The organism is Rhodococcus cerastii (genome assembly GCF_033042195.1).
Taxonomy (GTDB): Bacteria; Actinomycetota; Actinomycetes; order Mycobacteriales; family Mycobacteriaceae; genus Rhodococcoides.
In genome coordinates, this window is the sequence record NZ_JAWLKF010000004.1 from 273,488 (window position 1) to 291,289 (window position 17,802).

Sequence of the window (17,802 nt, forward strand, 5' to 3'; positions counted from 1 at the left end):
CGGCGCACCCGATGGCACTCAATGTCACATTCAGTGGACTTTTCGGGGGTCAATGTCACATCGAGTGGACATGGGGGGTCGGCTGGACAGACGAAAAAGGACGCCCACCGAAGTGGACGTCCTTTTCTTTGTGGAGCCTAGGAGATTCGAACTCCTGACATCTGCCTTGCAAAGGCAGCGCTCTACCAACTGAGCTAAGGCCCCGGGTGTTGCCGGTAATCGTGGACGAACTCTACACGTCCACTCCGAGCGATTGTCACGCGGTTGGGGATGCTGTGCCAGACGCCGTCCGAGCTGCGCTGCGAGCGCACCTTCGATACTGTCAGCACTGCGATCACCGCCGATGCGACAAGAAGAAGGATTTTCATGTCCTGCCTCTTTTCGTTCGTTCGGTGTGGGCCTAGGAGGACTTGAACCTCCGACCTCTTCCTTATCAGGGAAGCGCTCTAACCGCCTGAGCTATAGGCCCTCATCACTACTTCGGGCCGAAGAAAAGCTCTCCTCGAACCGAGGGATGAGATTACCGTATCGGGCCGCTGTCTTCCAAAACGGCCCGATACGGCTCTCGATGGTGCAGGTCAGTCGCGGTCTGCCAGTGTCACTTCGACGCCACCGACCAGGTCCGACGACAGGTTGTAGATGAAGGCGCCGATGGTGGTGAGAGCGGTGAAGAGTACGACATTGATCACACCGATCACCGCTGCGTAGCCGAACACCTGCCCGGCGCTGACGAGTCCTCCGCCGCCGGATTCGTTGACGATCTCGGTGAACGCACTGTTGAGACGTTCCCAGACGCCCATGCCGTCGAGCACGGCGTACAGCAAACCGACGGACACCATCCATACGAAGAACAGTGACACAGCGATCACGAGGGCGATCTTGAGCGTCGACCAGGGATCGATCTTGCGGATCTGAATGGTCGCCCGCAGGGGGTCGCCGTCCGCACTGGCCACGGCCGTGATGGCTGCCGGTGCTGCGCGCTCGGACTGGGACGGCTCCGGGTGCCGGACGGCAGACAGGTCCGGCATGTCCTTCGCCAGATCCTTGCGTTCGATGTGCCGTGTCGGTCCGTCGATGACCGCAGCCTTCGACCGGGCAGCTTCTCGCCGTTCGGTCTTGTCCTCCGTCGACTCACGCTGAGTGGGCTCGGCGGCCGTACGAGCGGTCCGATCGAACTCACCGTTCGGTGGCAGTGCCGCTCCGCGTCCGGACAGGTTGGTCTGCGGCTGATTCTGCGGCTGCTGCCGGTCCGTCCCCTGCGATGCGGGCCGCTGGGCGGCTCCGCGCTGCCAGGGCGGCGTTCCGGCGCCGGCCTGCGGATCGTCGTTCTGTTGAGCCGGCATCGCCTGAGTTGCTGCGGGACCTGCCTGATCCTGACCCCGAGCGGGCTCGGATGCACGAGATCCGTCACCGGTGGCAGCCGAGTCGGCGGATACCTGCGGTGTGCGGACGGTCTCGTTGGGCGAGGGCTGCTGTCCCGAGGGCTGCGGGGCTGCCTGCCGAGGAGCTTGACCGGCCGGTGCCTGCCGCTGCGGCGGTTGGCCGTTCGGCGGCGGACCGACGGGCCGTCCGGGAGCCTGCTGACCCGGACCTGGCTGACGGCCGGGAGCCTGCGGCGGCTGGGACTGACCGGCAGGAGCCTGTCCCTGCTGGGGTGCAGGCGGACGTTGCGGGGAAGCCCCCGGCGGTCCCTGAGGTGCAGGCGGTCGCTGCGGGGGCGGGGGTCCCTGAGCCGGGCGTGCCGGACCGTTCGGATTTCCCGGTGCCGGTCGGATCGGAGGGCGAGCACCACCTTGCGGTGCCGGGCCACGGCCCGCGGCAGGCGCGGGACGATTGGCCGGCTGCGGGCGGCTGCCCGGGCGAGCTCCCTCGGGCGGCGCGGGACGCGCGGGCTGCTCGGCTTCCCGGCTGTCCGGTCCACCGCTGGGGCCGGGCCTGCTACCAGGCCGGTTGGGAGTGCTCACTTACGACTCCTTCGCTGCATCGTCTTCGGTGCCCAGAGAATCCGGTTCGATCTCGTCGGCGTTGCGCGCGATCGCGAGCAGGGTGTCGCCTTCACCGAGATTCATCAACCGCACGCCCTTGGTTTGTCGGCCGGCCTTCCGAACCTGCTTGGCAGCGGTCCGGATCACACCACCACTGGACGTGATGGCGTACAGCTCGTCCTCGTCGTCGACGATGAGAGCTCCCACCAGCGTGCCACGCTTCGGGTCGTACTGGATTGTCAGCACTCCCTTTCCGCCGCGGCCCTGCTGCGGGTAATCCTCCATCGCGGTGCGCTTGGAATAGCCACCCGACGTCGCGACCAGCAAGAACTTGTTCTCGCTGACGACGTTGAGCGAGAGCAACGCGTCCTCGCCGTTGAATCTCATGCCCTGCACACCCGAGGTGGCGCGACCCATCGGGCGCAGTACCTCGTCGGTGGCCGAGAACCGGATGGACTGACCCTGCGCCGAGACCAGCAGCAGATCGTCGTCCGAGGATGCGAGAACCGCGCCGACCAACTCGTCGTCGCCGCGCAGATTGACCGCGACGATGCCGCCGCTGCGGTTGGAATCGAAATCCGTCAGACGCGACTTCTTGACGAGACCACCCTTGGTGGCGAGCACCAGGTAGGGGGCATCCTCGTAGGTCTTGATCTGGATGACCTGGGCGATGCGTTCGTCCGGCTGGAAGGCGAGCAAGTTCGCAACGTGCTGACCGCGAGCGGTTCGGTTCGCCTCGGGCAGCTCGTAGGCCTTGGCCCGGTAGACGCGACCTTTGGTGGTGAAGAACAGGATCCAGTCGTGCGTCGAGCAGACGAAGAACTTGCTGACGATGTCGTCCTGCTTGAGGCCCGCTCCCATCACTCCCTTGCCGCCGCGCTTCTGCGAGCGGTAGAGGTCGGTTCTTGTGCGCTTGGCGTATCCGGTCTCGGTGATCGTGACGACCACGTTCTCCCGCGCGATCAGATCCTCGTCGTTGACGTCCCCGTCGGCGGCGATGATGCGCGTGCGACGGTCGTCGCCGAACTTCTCGACGATCTCGGCGAGCTCGTCCCGCACGATCTGTCGCTGTCGCTCCGGCTTGGCCAGAATGTCCTGCAGGTCTGCGATGGTGCGTTCGAGTTCTGCCAACTCGTCGATGATCTTCTGACGCTCGAGAGCTGCGAGGCGCCGCAGCTGCATGTCGAGGATCGCCTGGGCCTGAATCTCGTCGATGTCGAGCAGGTCGATCAAGCCCTGCTTGGCGAGATCCACCGTCTGCGACGCACGGATGAGCGCGATGACCTCGTCGAGTGCGTCGAGAGCCTTGACCAGGCCACGCAGAATGTGAGCCCGCTCCTCCGCTCTGCGCAGCCGGTACCGAGTACGCCGAACGATCACGTCGAGTTGGTGGGTGACGTAGAAGCGAATCATCTGATCGAGGCGAAGGGTGCGCGGTACGCCGTCGACGATGGAGAGCATGTTCGCGCCGAAGCTCGTCTGCAGCTGCGAGTGCTTGTAGAGGTTGTTGAGCACGACCTTCGCGACCGCGTCGCGCTTGATCGTGACGACGATGCGCATACCGACTCGGTCGGACGACTCGTCGTCGATCTTGGAGATACCGGACATCTTGCCGTCGCGTACCTGCTCGGCGATCGAGGTGATCAGGTTGTCCGGGTTGACCTGGTACGGCAGCTCGGTGATGACGATCGTGGTGCGACCGTTGGAGTCCTCTTCGATCTCGACGACGCCGCGCATCCGGATGGAGCCGCGACCGGTCGAGTACGCGTCCTGGATACCCTGGCCGCCGACGATGAGTCCGTGGGTGGGGAAGTCTGGGCCCTTGACGCGTTCCATGCACGCGGCGAGGGTTGCTTCCTCGTCGGCCTCGAAGTTGTCCAGGGCCCAGAACACCGCATCGCCCAGTTCGCGAAGATTGTGCGGCGGGATGTTGGTGGCCATACCGACGGCAATGCCGTTGGAGCCGTTCATCAACAGGTTCGGCACGCGCGACGGAAGTACCGTCGGCTCTTGGGTTTTGCCGTCGTAGTTGGGGATGAAGTCGACGGTTTCCTCGTCGATGTCGCGCAGCATCTCCATCGCCAGCGGGGTCAACCGGGCTTCGGTGTATCGCATGGCTGCGGCACCGTCGTTGCCACGCGAACCGAAGTTGCCCTGGCCGTCGACGAGTGGGTACCGCATCGACCACGGCTGAGCCAGACGCACCAGTGCGTCGTAGATCGAGGTGTCGCCGTGGGGATGGTAGTTACCCATCGTTTCGGCAACGGGGCGTGCGGATTTGACGTAGCTGCGGTCGGGGCGGAAGCCCGAGTCGTACATCGCGTACAGGACGCGACGGTGCACCGGCTTGAGTCCGTCACGCACCTCGGGCAGGGCACGACCGACGATGACGCTCATGGCGTAATCGATGTAACTACGCTGCATTTCCTGCTGGATGTCGACCGGATCGATCCGGTCTCCACCCTCGGCGTTGGTGGTCGAACCCGGCGGGGGTCCTACCGGCGGTTCGGTGATGTCAGACATGCAAATCTCCTCGAGAAACGGTCACCTCCACGCACCGAGAAACCTCATCGGTGCGTGAAGGGAAGTGACTAAACGTCAAGAAAGCGAACATCTTTCGCGTTGCGGGCAATGAAGCTTCGGCGTGCGGAGACGTCCTCGCCCATCAGGACGCTGAACAGTTCGTCGGCCGCGGCCGCGTCGTCGAGGGTGACCAGGCGCAGCACTCGCACAGCCGGGTCCATCGTGGTTTCCCACAGCTCCTTGGCGTTCATCTCGCCGAGGCCCTTGTAGCGCTGGACACCGTCCTCGACGTTGATCTTGCGCTTGTTGGCGATGCCGGCCTCGAGCAGTCCGTCGCGTTCACGATCGGAGTAGGCGAAGTCCGGTTCACCGCGGCTCCACTTGAGCTTGTACAGCGGCGGCATGGCGAGGTAGACGTGACCGTTCTCGATCAAGGGACGCATGAACCGGAACAGCAGAGTCATCAGAAGCGTCGAGATGTGCTGACCGTCGACGTCGGCGTCGGCCATCAGCACGATCTTGTGATAACGCAGCTTGGTGATGTCGAATTCGTCGTGGATGCCGGTTCCGAAGGCGGTGATGATCGCCTGGACCTCGTTGTTCTTGAGGACGCGGTCGATGCGAGCCTTCTCGACGTTGATGATCTTTCCGCGCAGCGGCAGGATCGCCTGGAACATCGAGTCGCGTCCGGATTTGGCCGAGCCGCCTGCGGAGTCGCCCTCCACGATGTAGATCTCGGACTTGCTCGGGTCGTTGGATCGGCAGTCGGCGAGCTTGCCGGGGAGACCACCGATATCGGTTGCGCTCTTGCGGCGCACCATCTCTCGCGCCTTACGCGCAGCCATGCGGGCCTGCGCGGAGGAGACTGCCTTGTTGATGATCGTCTTGGCGTCGGCCGGGTTCGACTCGAACCAGTGCGAGAGGTGCTCGTTGCAGGCCTTGAGGACGAACGATCGGATCTCGGTGTTGCCGAGCTTGGTCTTGGTCTGACCCTCGAACTGCGGCTCACCGACTCGGACCGAAATGACCGCGGCGAGGCCCTCACGAATGTCGTCGCCGGTCAGCTTGATGTCTTTTTCCTTGACCAGCTTCTTCTCGAGGGCGTACTTGTTCACCGTCGAGGTCAACGCGGTGCGGAAGCCCTCTTCGTGGGTACCGCCCTCGTGCGTGTTGATGGTGTTGGCGAAGGTGTGCACCGACTCGGAGTAACCGGCGTTCCACTGCATCGCGATCTCGACCTCGTGGCCTTCACCCTTGCCGGTGAAGCCCACGACCGAGTTGTGGATCGCGGTCTTGGTGCGGTTGATGTGCTTGACGAAGTCGACCAAGCCGTCGGGGTAGTGGTACGTCCGCTTGCGGACCTTGGCCGGCTTCGCGTTGGCCGCATCGGCCTGCTCTTCCTCGGCGGTCTTGGGAGCCTCGGCGGTCTCGCCCAATTCCTCCTCGGTGGCGTCGGTCGCGGCCACTCGCTCGTCGGTGAAGTTGATGGTCAGCCCCTTGTTCAGGAACGCCATCTCCTGCAGGCGGCGGTGCACGGTCTCGAAGCTGTAGTCGAGAGTCTCGAAGATCTTGCCGTCGGCCCAGAAGCGGACGGTGGTGCCGGTCTCGTCGGTGTTCCCGACGGTTTCGAGCGGTCCGGGCTTGGCGTAGTCGTAGGTCTGGGTGTAGCGGTGACCGTCACGCGCGATCTGCAGTTCGACCTTGGTCGAGAGGGCATTGACCACCGAGATACCGACACCGTGCAGTCCGCCGGACACCGCGTACGAATCGGAGTCGAACTTGCCGCCGGCATGCAGCTGGGTCATGACGACCTCGACAGTGGGGACGCCGGACGAGTGCATGGCGACGGGAATTCCTCGACCGTCGTCGGTGACCTCGACACTGCCGTCCACGTGAATGGTGACGCCGACGGTGGAGGCATAACCGGCCATGGCCTCGTCGACGGAGTTGTCGACGACCTCCCAGATCAGGTGATGCAGGCCTCGTTCACCGGTGGAACCGATGTACATACCGGGCCTTTTACGAACCGCCTCCAGGCCCTCGAGGACCGTGATGGACGAAGCGCCGTAATCCTTGCTGTTCTCGTTGTTACCTGACTTCTGGGCAGCCACGGTTAGCTGGTTCTCCTTCTACGCGTCCACTACCCCGCTCACACCCCGACAGGGTGCTACCGCAGGGGCGAGCGCAGTCGATTCCGGCCGCGCCCGGGTCCATGCGTTGTTCCGGGCTTGATGTCGTACCGGTCCATAGTACTGGTTGCCTGCGACAGCATGGGCACGATGACACCCCTAAAAGGCCTCTGATTGCTTCACAGGCGCATTTTCAGGGTGCCGGGCGACAAAGATGAAGGGTAAATGCGGCGGCTCGGCTAGAGATCGAGCACGATCCGTTCACCCTCGGAACGGGACACACAGATCAACATCTCGTGTTCCTGCTCCTCGGCGGTGAGTCGGTTCTCCCGATGCTGCGGTGTTCCGCTGAGTACTCGAACGCGACACGTCCCGCAGAACCCCTGCTGGCAGGAGTACGCCACATCGGGCCTCAAACGCCGAATGGCATGCAACGCAGTCTCGTCCGGAGCCACTGCGATGATCTGTCCGGAATCGACGAGCTGCACCTCGAACTCGGCACCGTTCTTCACCGGCGGCGGTGAGAAACGCTCGAAGTGCAGATGCGTTGCCGGCAACGAGTCGAACGACGCCCGAACCAGATCGATCATCGGCGGAGGTCCGCACACGTAGACCGACCCCCCGGGCGCCGCGGCACCGAGCAGATCCATGCTCGACGGCATGCCGTCCACATCGTCGGTCCGCACCGTCACGCGGTCGGCGTCCCAGCCGGCGATCTCGTCGAGGAACGGCATCGATTCACGTGAGCGGCCGCAGTAGACGAGATGCCAATCCATCCCCGTCTCCCGAGCACGACGCACCATCGGGATGATGGCTGTGATGCCGATTCCGCCGGCCACGAAGACGGCGTGCTCGGACTGCACGAACGGAAAACCGTTGCGCGGACCGCGAATTGCGAGCTCGGTGCCGACCTGCAGATCGTGCATCTCACGCGACCCACCCCCGCCGTCGGGAACCAAGCGCACCGCGATGGAGTACGAGTCGGCATTCGGCTGCCCACACAACGAGTACTGCCGACGGCGTCCGGACGGGAGATAGAAGTCCAGATGCATTCCCGGTGCCCACGCGGGCAGCACCTCACCGTCGGCGGCCGAGAAGGTCAGTTGGACCACTTGCTCGTCGACGCACAGCACCTCGCGCGCGACCAACGTCAGCAACCGGGTGCGAGCCACGGGCGGCGCAGCGAACGACGCGTCGTAGTCGTCACCGTCGAGCAGAGCGAACCATTTGTCGAGCGCATCGGTCACCAGTGACACGGTCTGATCGGGCTCGTCGCGGCCGTACAGATTCTTCGGAATGGTGCGTCCCGCCCGGAACGAGTCCACCATCTGTGCCATTGCGCCGAGCTTGCTCCGCAACGTGCGTTTGGTCATCGATCGGCGGACCGAGCTGCCGGTGAGGTGGCCAGATACTGCACTGCCTGCGCCGTCGAACCTTCCTGGGAAGGGTGGTAGGTGCGCTTGAAGTAACGCAACGACGCCTTCACCATCGACATCGGGGTCGGGAACAGGCCGGCATGGGCAACTCGACGAAATTCTCGGAACGACGGTGTGCGCTGCTTGGGTGGCAGGTGCGCCAGCGTCGGATCCTGGCTCATCAGAAAACGAACACCGCGGGTCCAGAACCACACCAACGTGGGCGCGATGACGACGTAGGTACGAATACGGCGGGCCGGGCGGACGTCGAAGTACCGCATCACCTCGTAGGCCACCGATCGATGCTCGACCTCCTCGGCTCCGTGCCACCGCAGCAGATCCAGCATGATCGGGTCGACGTCGGCCTCGTCCAACTCCGAGGCATTGAGTACCCAATCGCCCAGGAAGGCGGTCAGGTGTTCTGCGGCAGCGATGAGGGCGAGACGTTCGACCAGACTGTTCTGACCGTGACCGGACCTGTTGCCGAGCGCGCGGCCGAACAGGAACTTCATCTGATCGACGTACGGGTCGACATCGATGCCGTGTGCCCGAAGCTGATCGTGGACATCGGTGTGTGCCTGGGCGTGCATGGCTTCCTGGCCGATGAACCCGATGACGTCGTCGCGCAGGTGATCGTCGTGGATCAGCGGCAACGCTTCCTTGAAGGTGCGCACGAACCATTCCTCGCCCTCGGGCAGGAGCAGGTGCATCACGTTGATCAGGTGCGTCGCGAGCGGATTGCCGTCCATGTAGTGCAACGGCAGGGACTTCCAGTCCGAACTCGACATTCCGGGCATGGAGAACGACTCGGTCTTCGGGGGTCCCGTCGACATCGACGGCCGCTGTCGATGCCTTCTTCGTTGGTGCAGACACAACTTCTCCTCGTCCGATGGCCGCGTAGAACATCTTCATCGATCCCCCGACCGCTGAGTGTCGCGAATCACGCTACGCACATCGACCATGTCACAGCAACACTGGCCCCAACATCTGTTGAGGATCACCTGGACCAGGCACTTCGAAAAGCATACGTTGGGACGTCTCACTATCCGTACGTGTCGCGCGGGCCCCGCCCGCGCACGTGACGCTCACCTTTTCTCCAGCTCTGCGTCGTCGGACCGGTGATGCGCAGAGACGTCACCACACCGTGACCGACGGCGGCGGCGATCTTGGCCAGAATCTGAGACTGCATCAGCCTCAACTGCGTCGCCCACGCCGTGGACTCCGCCGAAATACTCAACACGCCGTCCTTGAGACCGGTGGGCTCCGCATGAGCCGAGATGTCCTCGCCGACCACGCTGGGCCACCGGCCCAACACAGCACCCTCGGACACCTTGGCCGACCACCCACGCTTGGACGCGATCGAGTTCGCCAAAGCCCCGAACGCCTGCGGATCACGGTCGTCCGGCCCGGCTCCCGACCAACCGCGTCGACGACGCCCCCGCAGCGCTCGTACCCCGCCGGTGGGCGACGACCGTCCCTGCCCCACCGATTTGCCACTGGCCTTGGCTGCGGCCCGGGCGTCCTCGAGTGCTCGACGCGCCAGATCGACACCTTTCAGTTCCGGTACCTCACCGTTACCTGTGGGCGTTGCCTCGTCGTCGGTCATCGAACCTCACCTTCCGACGCTGCGGTACCGGTATCGGCCGACAGGTCCGAGATGCGCGAGATACGTCCTGCTGCACCGGAATCCGAACTCTGCGTCGCTTCGACCCCGTACCGCCGAGCATCGAGTTCGGGAGGTACGTCCTCCGGTACCGCCGCCGTGATGAGCACCTGCTCTGCGCCGGCGGCCACGGTCGCCAACGCCGCGCGCCTCTTGCGGTCGAGCTCGGCGAACACGTCGTCGAGCATCAGGACCGGGTCGGTACCGTCTTCCCGCAGCAACGCGAACGACCCGAGCCGCAACGACAGTGCGTACGACCACGACTCACCATGGCTCGCAAACCCTTTCGTCGGTTGATCACCGAGCATCAATTCCACGTCGTCGCGGTGCGGTCCCACCAGACACACCCCGCGTTCGATCTCGCGCTGTCTCATCACCGAAAGCTGATGCAGGAACGCAGCTTCCAGCACCTCGGTGTCGTCGGGTTCCGGTGCACGATCGGCATCGGAGAATTCCGGCGGGAGCGCATCGGCCAGACTGCAGCGATAGGCGACTGCGGCCAACCGCGATTCCGGCGCGATCGAGCTGTAGGCCTGTTGTACGAAAGGCATCAGCTCGTGCACCAAAGATATTCTGGCAGCGAGCAATCGAGCACCGTGCGCCGCGAGGTGCCCGTCCCAGACGTCGAGGGTGGCAAGTGCACTGGCGCCGTCACCCGACGACGAACCGCGGCGCAACGATCCACTCGCGGTCTTGAGCAGAGCCGACCGTTGCCGCAGTACCTTGTCGTAATCGGCACGGACAGTGGCCATTCGAGGAATTCGAGTGGTCAGCAGCTCGTCGAGATACCGTCGGCGCTCACCGGGATCACCGCGGACGAGCGAGAGATCCTCGGGAGCGAACAACACACTCTGCAACACGCCCAGGATCTCGCGTGGGCGACGCAGCGGCGACCTGTTCATCCGAGCCTTGTTGGCCCGGCCTTCGAGCAGCTCGACGTCGATGATCAATTCGCGACCGTGATTGACCACGGCACTGCCCACGAACGCTTTGGCGGCGCCTGCCCGGATCATGGGTGCGTCCGAGGACACACGATGAGAGGACAACGTCGACAGATAGTTGAGCGACTCGAGCAGATTGGTCTTGCCGTGTCCGTTGGGCCCTACGAACACGGTCGAGCCCGGTCCGAGGTCGACGGTGAGGTCGTCCCAGGATCGGAAGTCGTGTAGCTGCAGAGACCGGACGAACACTTACTCGGTGTTCTTCGGCGCCGGGGCGCGCAGGGTCTCGTCGGCGTCGGCCTTCTTGACCGCATGCCCGCCGAACTGGTTCCGAAGGGCAGAGACAGCCTTCATGGCAGGCGAATCCTCTTGCCGCGAAGCAAATCTGGCGAACAATGCCGCAGAGATCACCGGCGCAGGGACGGCATGACGGATGGCTTCCTCGACGGTCCAGCGACCCTCACCGGAGTCCTCCGTGTACCCGGAGATCTCACTGAACTCCGGATCCTGACCGAGAGCTTCGACCAGCAGGTCGAGCAGCCACGACCGCACGACCGTGCCCTTGCTCCAGGCCCGCAGCACGCCTTGCACATCCTGCACGAGCTCTTCGGCTTCGAGGATCTCGTACCCCTCGGCATAGGCCTGCATCAACCCGTATTCGATACCGTTGTGCACCATTTTCGAGTAGTGACCGGCACCGACCGGGCCGGCATGCACGAAACCGTCCGCGCGCTCGCCCTCGGGACGCAACGCGTCGAAGATCGGCATCGCTCTGGCGACGTGCTCGTCCTGGCCGCCGACCATCAAGCCGTAGCCGTTCTTCAGGCCCCAGACCCCGCCGGATACTCCGGCGTCGATGTAACCGATTCCCTTGGCGTCCAACAACTCTGCGTTGGGCTTGTCATCGGTGAAGCGTGAATTGCCACCGTCGATCACCAGATCGCCGGGCTCGAGCACATCCGCAAGGCCGTTGACGGTGTCGCGGGTGATCTGACCGGACGGGACCATCACCCACACCACCCGGGGCGCCGTCAACGATTGCGCCAGCCCGGCCAGTGACGGGGTATCGGTCACCTCGGGTCGGGGGTCGTAGCCGATCACCTCGTGACCGTGCTCGCGCAATCTCTCGCGCATGTTGAAACCCATTTTTCCGAGACCGACCAAGCCGAGCTGCATGATGACGCGTCCTTGTCTGTGTCAGGTGCGAAAATTCCCGCGGATTCAACAGTAACCAGGCAGGATCAGCCCGGCAGCCTGACGGGCATCAGCAGATACGTGTATTCGGACTTCGGCGCCGCGAACTTGCCTGCGTCGTCGGGCACCAGTTCCTCGTCGGAGGTCGGCCGCAGCACTGCAGGCCGGCTCGGCGTCGTGAATCCGAAGGTGACCTTCTCGCTGTGCAGCGAGGACAACCCGTCGATGAGGTATCCCGGATTGAAGGCGATGGTCAGTGCCTCGCCCTGGAAGTCGGCAGGCAGAGCTTCCTCGGCGCGGCCGGCGTCGTCGCCACCTGCGGACAGCAACACGCCGTCGGAGTTGAATTCCAGGCGCACCTGCGCACCACGCTCGGCAACGAGAGCGACACGCTTGATGGCCTCGACCAGCGAGGCGATGTCGAGGGTCGCCACCGCAGTGTGTTCGGCGGGCAGCAACTGACGGAACTTCGGGAACTCTGCGTCGAGCAACCTGGTCGTGGTGCGGCGCCCGTCACTGACGATGCCCAGCAAACCGTCGCTACCGATGGACGAGCCGGAACCGAGGGCCAGTTCCACCGGTGAGCCGGAGTTGCCGCCCAGAGTCTTTGCCGATTCGGACAAAGTCTTGGCCGGGATGAGCACCGCGGTGGTGGTGTCTGCACCGGCGGGAGCCCACTCCACCTCACGAACCGCCAACCGGAAACGGTCGGTGGCCGCGAGAACGACGTTGGTGCCGTCGATCTCCACGCGGATACCGGTGAGCATCGGAAGCGTGTCGTCCTTGCCCGCAGCGATGGCGACCTGGGCGATTGCCTCGGAGAAGACATCACCGGCCAGCGAGCCGGTGTTGCTGGGCAACTCGGGGAGCTGTGGGTAGTCCTCGACCGGCATCGTGGGCAGTGAGAACTTGGCACTTCCGCAGTTGACCAGAACGCGGGTTCCGTCGACCGTGACGTCGACCGGCTTGTTCGGCAACGACTTCGTGATATCGGCAAGTAGCTTGCCCGACACCAGAACTCGGCCTGCAGTGGCAACCTCCGCCGACACCTTGACCTGAGCGGAGACCTCGTAGTCGAATCCGGAAACCGTCAGACCCTGCTCGTCGGCAGCGAGAAGAACTCCACCGAGAACGGGAACGGGCGGCCGAGACGGCAGGCTGCGGGCTACCCACGCGACGGAATCGGAAAAATCTTCACGAGCAACGCGAAACTTCAAACTTCCAAGCTCCATCGCTCGGCATTTCCTCTCGTTCGGTGGTGTTCGGCGTTACGGCCGGAGCGGTGCAACCACGAAGGTTGCGGCTCGAACCGCTGCAACGACGAGTGTGGCACATCCAGCGCAAGCACACCGTATGCCCTCCGAAGCGAAGACGAAAGCGCGAGGCTCGCGTCGAAGGTGGGATTCGGGGGTTCCCGAAGGGCCTGTGAACGGATCGTTCCCCAACACCTGTTTTCAAAGAAGTTCTTTCAAGGAGAAAACAGAAGTATTAATAGGTCCTGTGGAATCTGTGCACGGACCGTTCGATCCGCTGGTGGCCGAGCGTGGTGTCGTGGGGATGAACTCGGGACCAATACGTGATTGACGCGCGGCTGCCTGTGCACGAATCACATCGGTGCACAGGCGCCCACATTCCATCCCCAGAACTTCGATGTTGTCCACATGGTTATCCACAGGTGTGAATCAATGGTCGACGGCTCGAAAACTCACCGAATACGCGTCGAGAATCGGTCCGACGAACGACCGGAAACAGCAACGGCACCGAACCCTCGATGGGATTCGGTGCCGTCTTCTCGGAGTCCGTCGGTCTTCGGTGGTTACCGCTTGGAGCGCTGCTTGATCCGCGCAGTGAGCTCCTGAACCTGGTCGTACACCTTGCGACGCTCGGTCATCTCCTTGCGAATCTTCTTGTCCGCGTACATCACCGTCGTGTGATCCCGACCGAACGTCTGCCCGATCTTGGGCAACGACAGATCGGTGAGCTCGCGACAGAGATACATCGCGATCTGCCTGGCCATGGCCAGTGCTCGGGCCTTGCCCGGCCCGCACAGGTCCTCGATGGAGGTGTTGAAGTACTCGGCTGTCACAGCCATGATCGTCGCCGCATTGATCTCGAGACTCGACGAGTCGGGGATCAGATCGCGGAGAACCACCTCGGCGAGAGTGAGGTCGAGTGCTTGTCCGTTGAGCGATGCGAACGCCGTCACTCGAATGAGGGCACCTTCGAGCTCACGAATGTTGCGTTCGATTCGGCTGGCGATGAGCTCGAGCACGTCGTGTGGCACATCGAGCCGGTCCATCCGAGCCTTCTTGCTCAGAATGGCGATCCGCGTCTCGAGCTCGGGTGGCTGCACATCGGTGATCAGGCCCCACTCGAAGCGAGTACGAAGCCGTTCCTCGAGGGTGGCCAACTGCTTGGGTGGGCGGTCGGAGGACACGACGATCTGTTTGTTCGCGTTGTGCAAGGTGTTGAAGGTGTGAAAGAACTCCTCCTGGATGCCTTCCTTGCCCTCGATGAACTGGATGTCGTCGACCAGCAGCACGTCGGTCTCCCGGTAGCGGCGCTTGAACGCCACTTTGCGGTCGTCACGGAGACTGTTGATGAAGTCGTTGGTGAATTCCTCGGTGGAGACGTACTTGACGCGCATGCCCGGGAACAGGCGCTGCGCGTAGTGCCCGGCCGCGTGCAGGAGGTGAGTCTTGCCCAGACCCGACGCCCCCCACACGAACAGCGGGTTGTACGCGCGAGCAGGTGCTTCGGCGATCGCCACCGCAGCTGCGTGGGCGAACCGATTGGAGGCACCGATGACGAAGGTGTCGAAGGTGTACTTCGAGTTGAGGCTGTTGGCACCCGAGGACGGAGGCGTCGAGTCGGGAGGTTTCGTGAAGTACGTCGGCCACGAGTTCTGGACGCTGGCGAGAGCTTCGCGTTCGTCGTCGACCTCTTCGTAGTCGGCCGTCTCGGAATCCGACGGCTCGTCGTCTCTGCTGGTCAGGACGCGGCGCCGGTACGTCGGAGAGCTGGCGGCATCGGGATACGTCGATCGCTCGGAGTCGATCTTCTCGTCCTCGGGAGCGGAGATGCGAACGCCGAGTCCCTCGACACCCTGTCCCAGATGACGCCCGAGGGCGCCGAGGATGGGTTCGCGAAGATCTCGTTCGATCGCTTCCTGCGCGAAAGTCGACGGCACTGCGAGCAGCGCGAACCCCTGCGTCAAGGTCAGCGGTTTGACCAGAGCGAGCCAGGCCTTCTGGCCTTTGGTCAGCGGAGACCCACTGTGTCGGTCGGATGTGAGCTCCGCGACCACCTCGGGCCAGATGCGCGCGAGCGCATCCGGATCGTCGTTCACGTTGGGCCCTCCGTCGTCGAGCATTGGTCTCGGGCGGTGTTCGACGCAGGAATCCGCGCGCCGTTTCGTACCCGCGCGGCAACGTCGTCGGATAGCGTCGTCGTTCGTGCGTCGCTGCGGCCGAGACCAGGGTCCGTGGATGGACCCCGCAAGGTACGAATATGCCACCTGAACTGTGTTTCCACACAATTATCCACAGGTGTGGATAAACGACACCGATGTGACCCCAGAACGCGTTCTGGCTCGTGCTATGGCAATTACGCCAGTCTGACCTGCACCGATGCCAACTGTCTGTAGTGCAATCGGAGGACGTGCGTCGGAGCGAGCGGCCGTCCGGTGGCGATTTCGACGTACATCACACCGTCCGCGGCCGGAAACGGACGCTGCCTGTGTATGAACGACGGCACTGTTCGCTCGAGAGCGAGTTTGACCGGCGGTGACTCGATCAGTACTCTCGAACAGTCACCCAATAGCGAGGTGGCCGATGCTTGCTGGCTGCTTACAGTCTGTCTTCACTCGGATTTCTCGCTCGGGAGGCAAGCAAGTCCATCCGGACTCGCTGAGTACCTTTCCAGCAGGCGCCGACGAACGGCGTCTTTTCAATCTCGAGGAGTGTTGACCGTGGCCAAGGGCAAGCGGACGTTCCAGCCGAACAATCGCCGCCGCGCGCGCGTTCATGGCTTCCGTCTTCGTATGCGTACCCGTGCGGGTCGTGCAATCGTTTCCGCACGTCGCGGCAAGGGCCGTAAAGAACTCACAGCCTGATATCTGTTCGTCCGAAGCTTGGAGCTCGGGATGCTTCCTGAGCCGAATCGACTACACCGAGCACGTGATTTCTCCGTAGCGGTGCGTCGAGGACGCCGAATGGGTAGATCGGATCTTGTGGTTCACGCCGTCGTGCGTGACGAACAGGACATCGCATCTACTGTTCGTGGTCCACGATTCGGATTGATCGTCAGCAAGGCAGTCGGGCCGGCCGTAACTCGTCATCGAGTTGCGCGCCGGCTTCGGCATATCTGTACCGACGTCATCGGTGAACTCCCCGAGACCACCGACGTGGTGATCCGCGCACTGCCCGGAGCCGCGAGAGCGTCCTCGACAGATCTACTGATTCAACTGCGTTCAGGATTGAAGAAGCTCGGTCTTCTCGAAGCTCCGAAGGGTCCGCCGTCATGACATTCATGGGCAACCTTCGTTCCATTCCTGCTCGAACACTCGTCTACTTCATCGGGTTGTACCGGACGTACGTGTCCCCGATGAGGCCTCCCACCTGTCGCTTCTCCCCCACCTGTAGTGAGTACGCCATCGAGGCGCTCCAGGTGCACGGGATGATGAAGGGCTCGTTGCTGGCAGTCGTCCGCCTCCTCAAATGTGCTCCCTGGCACTCTGGAGGCTGGGACCCGGTGCCCGAACCCGGTAGGTGGCGCGCGACCGTCACCGAGCTGACCGAAACCGAAGAACACCACGATCTCGCGCGAGTGGAAGAACAGAGGAGTACATAGAGCCGTGCTCGACTTCATTTACTACCCGGTTGCCTGGATTCTCTGGGTGTGGCACAAGGTGTTCGGCTTTGTGTTCCAGGATCCCAGCAATGGGTTCGCCTGGGCACTGTCCGTCGTCTTCCTGGTCTTCACCCTCCGCCTGATTCTGTACAAGCCCTTCGTCAAGCAGGTCCGCACCACTCGACAGATGCAGGAGCTACAGCCGCAGATCAAGGCTCTGCAGAAGAAGTACGGCAAAGACAAGCAGAAGATGGCCGTCGAAATGCAGAAGCTCCAGAAGGAGCACGGCTTCAATCCGCTGATGGGCTGCCTGCCGGTGCTGGCGCAGGCGCCGGTGTTCATCGGCCTGTTCCACGTGCTGCGCTCGTTCAACCGCACCGGTACCGGCTTCGGTCAGCTCGGATTGACTCCCGAGGAGAACCGCGAGCTGTCCAACTACGCGTTCAACGTGTCGGACGTGCAGTCCTTCTTGGACGCTCGTCTGTTCGGTGCGCCGATTTCGGCGTGGATCACGATGCCGCAGGACCAGCTCAACGCATTCGCCGTGGGACCGGGCGCGACCATTCCGTCCACCTGGGTCATTGTCGCGGTGTCCGTTCCTCTGATGATCATCGCGGCGATCATGACGCACATGAACTCGCGTGCGTCCGTGGCCCGTCAGAGCGCCGCTGCGGCAGCGAACCCGCAGTCCGCCATCATGAACAAGCTCGCCCTGTACGTGTTCCCGCTCGGTGTGCTGGTGTTCGGTGCCCTGCTTCCCATCGCCATCCTGCTGTACTGGGTCAGCAACAACACCTGGACCTACGCGCAGCAGCACCTGGTGTTCGGCAAGATCGACAAGGAAGAAGCTGCCAAGGCCGCTGCTGCAGTGGAGAAGCGTTCCGAGAATGCGCCGAAGCCCGGCGTGAAGCCTGTGTCGACCACCAAGCCGAAGCCCGGCGCTCGCCCGAAGCTCTCGAAGATGACGCCGACGAGTGATTCGGCGACGGCCGAGACCGGTGAGGGTATCGCTGGTTCGACGACCGGTGCCGCATCGCCGGCCAAACCGAGACCGCAGGCGAACCGGAACAAGTCGACCAAGCGCAAGCGGCGCTGACCGAC

Annotated in this window: 13 protein-coding genes, 2 tRNA genes and 1 pseudogene; 4 read left to right on the forward strand and 12 right to left on the reverse strand. The window is 63.4% G+C overall.

The features are described 5' to 3' along the window. Positions 1-131: 131 nt before the first annotated feature. The 12 genes and pseudogenes from R3P93_RS10650 to dnaA form a co-directional block, all read right to left on the reverse strand. Positions 132-204: transfer RNA gene (locus R3P93_RS10650), tRNA-Ala, on the reverse strand. Between the two features lie 191 nt (positions 205-395). Next, a tRNA-Ile gene (locus R3P93_RS10655) sits at positions 396-469 on the reverse strand. Between the two features lie 109 nt (positions 470-578). Next, positions 579-1,964, reverse strand: coding sequence for a DUF3566 domain-containing protein (locus tag R3P93_RS10660; RefSeq protein WP_317532988.1), 1,386 nt, complete (start codon positions 1,962-1,964; stop codon positions 579-581). Further along, positions 1,965-4,508, reverse strand: coding sequence for a DNA gyrase subunit A (gyrA, locus tag R3P93_RS10665; protein WP_068047539.1), 2,544 nt, complete (start codon positions 4,506-4,508; stop codon positions 1,965-1,967). It abuts the gene before it with no gap. A gap of 68 nt (positions 4,509-4,576) precedes the next feature. Then, positions 4,577-6,619, reverse strand: coding sequence for a DNA topoisomerase (ATP-hydrolyzing) subunit B (gyrB, locus tag R3P93_RS10670; RefSeq protein WP_094638409.1), 2,043 nt, complete (start codon positions 6,617-6,619; stop codon positions 4,577-4,579). Positions 6,620-6,876: 257 nt separating this feature from the next. After that, positions 6,877-7,974, reverse strand: a complete 1,098-nt coding sequence (locus R3P93_RS10675) for a PDR/VanB family oxidoreductase (RefSeq protein WP_394855287.1) — start codon at positions 7,972-7,974, stop codon at positions 6,877-6,879. A 32-nt stretch (positions 7,975-8,006) separates the two neighbouring features. Continuing rightward, a pseudogene (locus R3P93_RS10680) lies at positions 8,007-8,958 on the reverse strand (metal-dependent hydrolase). A gap of 136 nt (positions 8,959-9,094) precedes the next feature. Further along, positions 9,095-9,658: a DUF721 family protein gene (locus R3P93_RS10685; RefSeq protein WP_068047719.1), complete on the reverse strand. Its 564-nt coding sequence runs from the start codon at positions 9,656-9,658 to the stop codon at positions 9,095-9,097. After that, complete coding sequence (recF, locus tag R3P93_RS10690; protein WP_317532990.1) at positions 9,655-10,905, reverse strand: DNA replication/repair protein RecF; 1,251 nt, start codon at positions 10,903-10,905, stop codon at positions 9,655-9,657. The genes R3P93_RS10685 and recF overlap by 4 nt, the downstream gene beginning before the upstream one ends. Continuing rightward, positions 10,906-11,832 (reverse strand): phosphogluconate dehydrogenase (NAD(+)-dependent, decarboxylating), encoded by a 927-nt coding sequence (gene gnd / locus R3P93_RS10695; protein WP_068047712.1) that lies wholly within the window; start codon positions 11,830-11,832, stop codon positions 10,906-10,908. 65 nt (positions 11,833-11,897) lie between these two features. Continuing rightward, positions 11,898-13,082, reverse strand: a complete 1,185-nt coding sequence (dnaN, locus tag R3P93_RS10700) for a DNA polymerase III subunit beta (protein ID WP_068047709.1) — start codon at positions 13,080-13,082, stop codon at positions 11,898-11,900. Positions 13,083-13,666: 584 nt separating this feature from the next. Beyond that, complete coding sequence (gene dnaA / locus R3P93_RS10705) at positions 13,667-15,199, reverse strand: chromosomal replication initiator protein DnaA (RefSeq protein WP_068047705.1); 1,533 nt, start codon at positions 15,197-15,199, stop codon at positions 13,667-13,669. Between the two features lie 621 nt (positions 15,200-15,820). Between dnaA and rpmH the strand changes: the two genes are divergently transcribed. Genes rpmH through yidC form a run of 4 tightly spaced genes read left to right on the forward strand, consistent with a single transcriptional unit; the run spans position 15,821 to position 17,797 of the window. Continuing rightward, positions 15,821-15,964 carry a 50S ribosomal protein L34 gene (gene rpmH, locus R3P93_RS10710; RefSeq protein WP_026347786.1) on the forward strand — a complete coding sequence of 48 codons (144 nt, stop codon included), beginning with the start codon at positions 15,821-15,823 and terminating at the stop codon, positions 15,962-15,964. Between the two features lie 30 nt (positions 15,965-15,994). Continuing rightward, on the forward strand, positions 15,995-16,375 hold the full coding sequence (gene rnpA / locus R3P93_RS10715; RefSeq protein WP_068047699.1) for a ribonuclease P protein component: 381 nt from the start codon (positions 15,995-15,997) through the stop codon (positions 16,373-16,375). Beyond that, the gene (gene yidD, locus R3P93_RS10720; RefSeq protein WP_094638404.1) at positions 16,372-16,701 is read left to right on the forward strand and encodes a membrane protein insertion efficiency factor YidD; all 330 of its coding nucleotides are present in this window, start codon (positions 16,372-16,374) and stop codon (positions 16,699-16,701) included. The genes rnpA and yidD overlap by 4 nt, the downstream gene beginning before the upstream one ends. Before the next feature lie 4 nt (positions 16,702-16,705). Beyond that, on the forward strand, positions 16,706-17,797 hold the full coding sequence (gene yidC / locus R3P93_RS10725) for a membrane protein insertase YidC (protein WP_317532991.1): 1,092 nt from the start codon (positions 16,706-16,708) through the stop codon (positions 17,795-17,797). The last annotated feature ends 5 nt before the right edge of the window (positions 17,798-17,802 follow it).

Coding starts and splice junctions, on each gene's coding strand:
- gyrA (WP_068047539.1), bottom strand. CDS start 4,508: ATGTCTGACATCACCGAACCGCCGGTAGGACCCCCGCCGGGTTCGACC.
- R3P93_RS10675 (WP_394855287.1), bottom strand. CDS start 7,974: ATGGCACAGATGGTGGACTCGTTCCGGGCGGGACGCACCATTCCGAAG.
- R3P93_RS10685 (WP_068047719.1), bottom strand. CDS start 9,658: ATGACCGACGACGAGGCAACGCCCACAGGTAACGGTGAGGTACCGGAA.
- gnd (WP_068047712.1), bottom strand. CDS start 11,832: ATGCAGCTCGGCTTGGTCGGTCTCGGAAAAATGGGTTTCAACATGCGC.
- dnaN (WP_068047709.1), bottom strand. CDS start 13,082: ATGGAGCTTGGAAGTTTGAAGTTTCGCGTTGCTCGTGAAGATTTTTCC.
- rnpA (WP_068047699.1), top strand. CDS start 15,995: ATGCTTCCTGAGCCGAATCGACTACACCGAGCACGTGATTTCTCCGTA.
- yidD (WP_094638404.1), top strand. CDS start 16,372: ATGACATTCATGGGCAACCTTCGTTCCATTCCTGCTCGAACACTCGTC.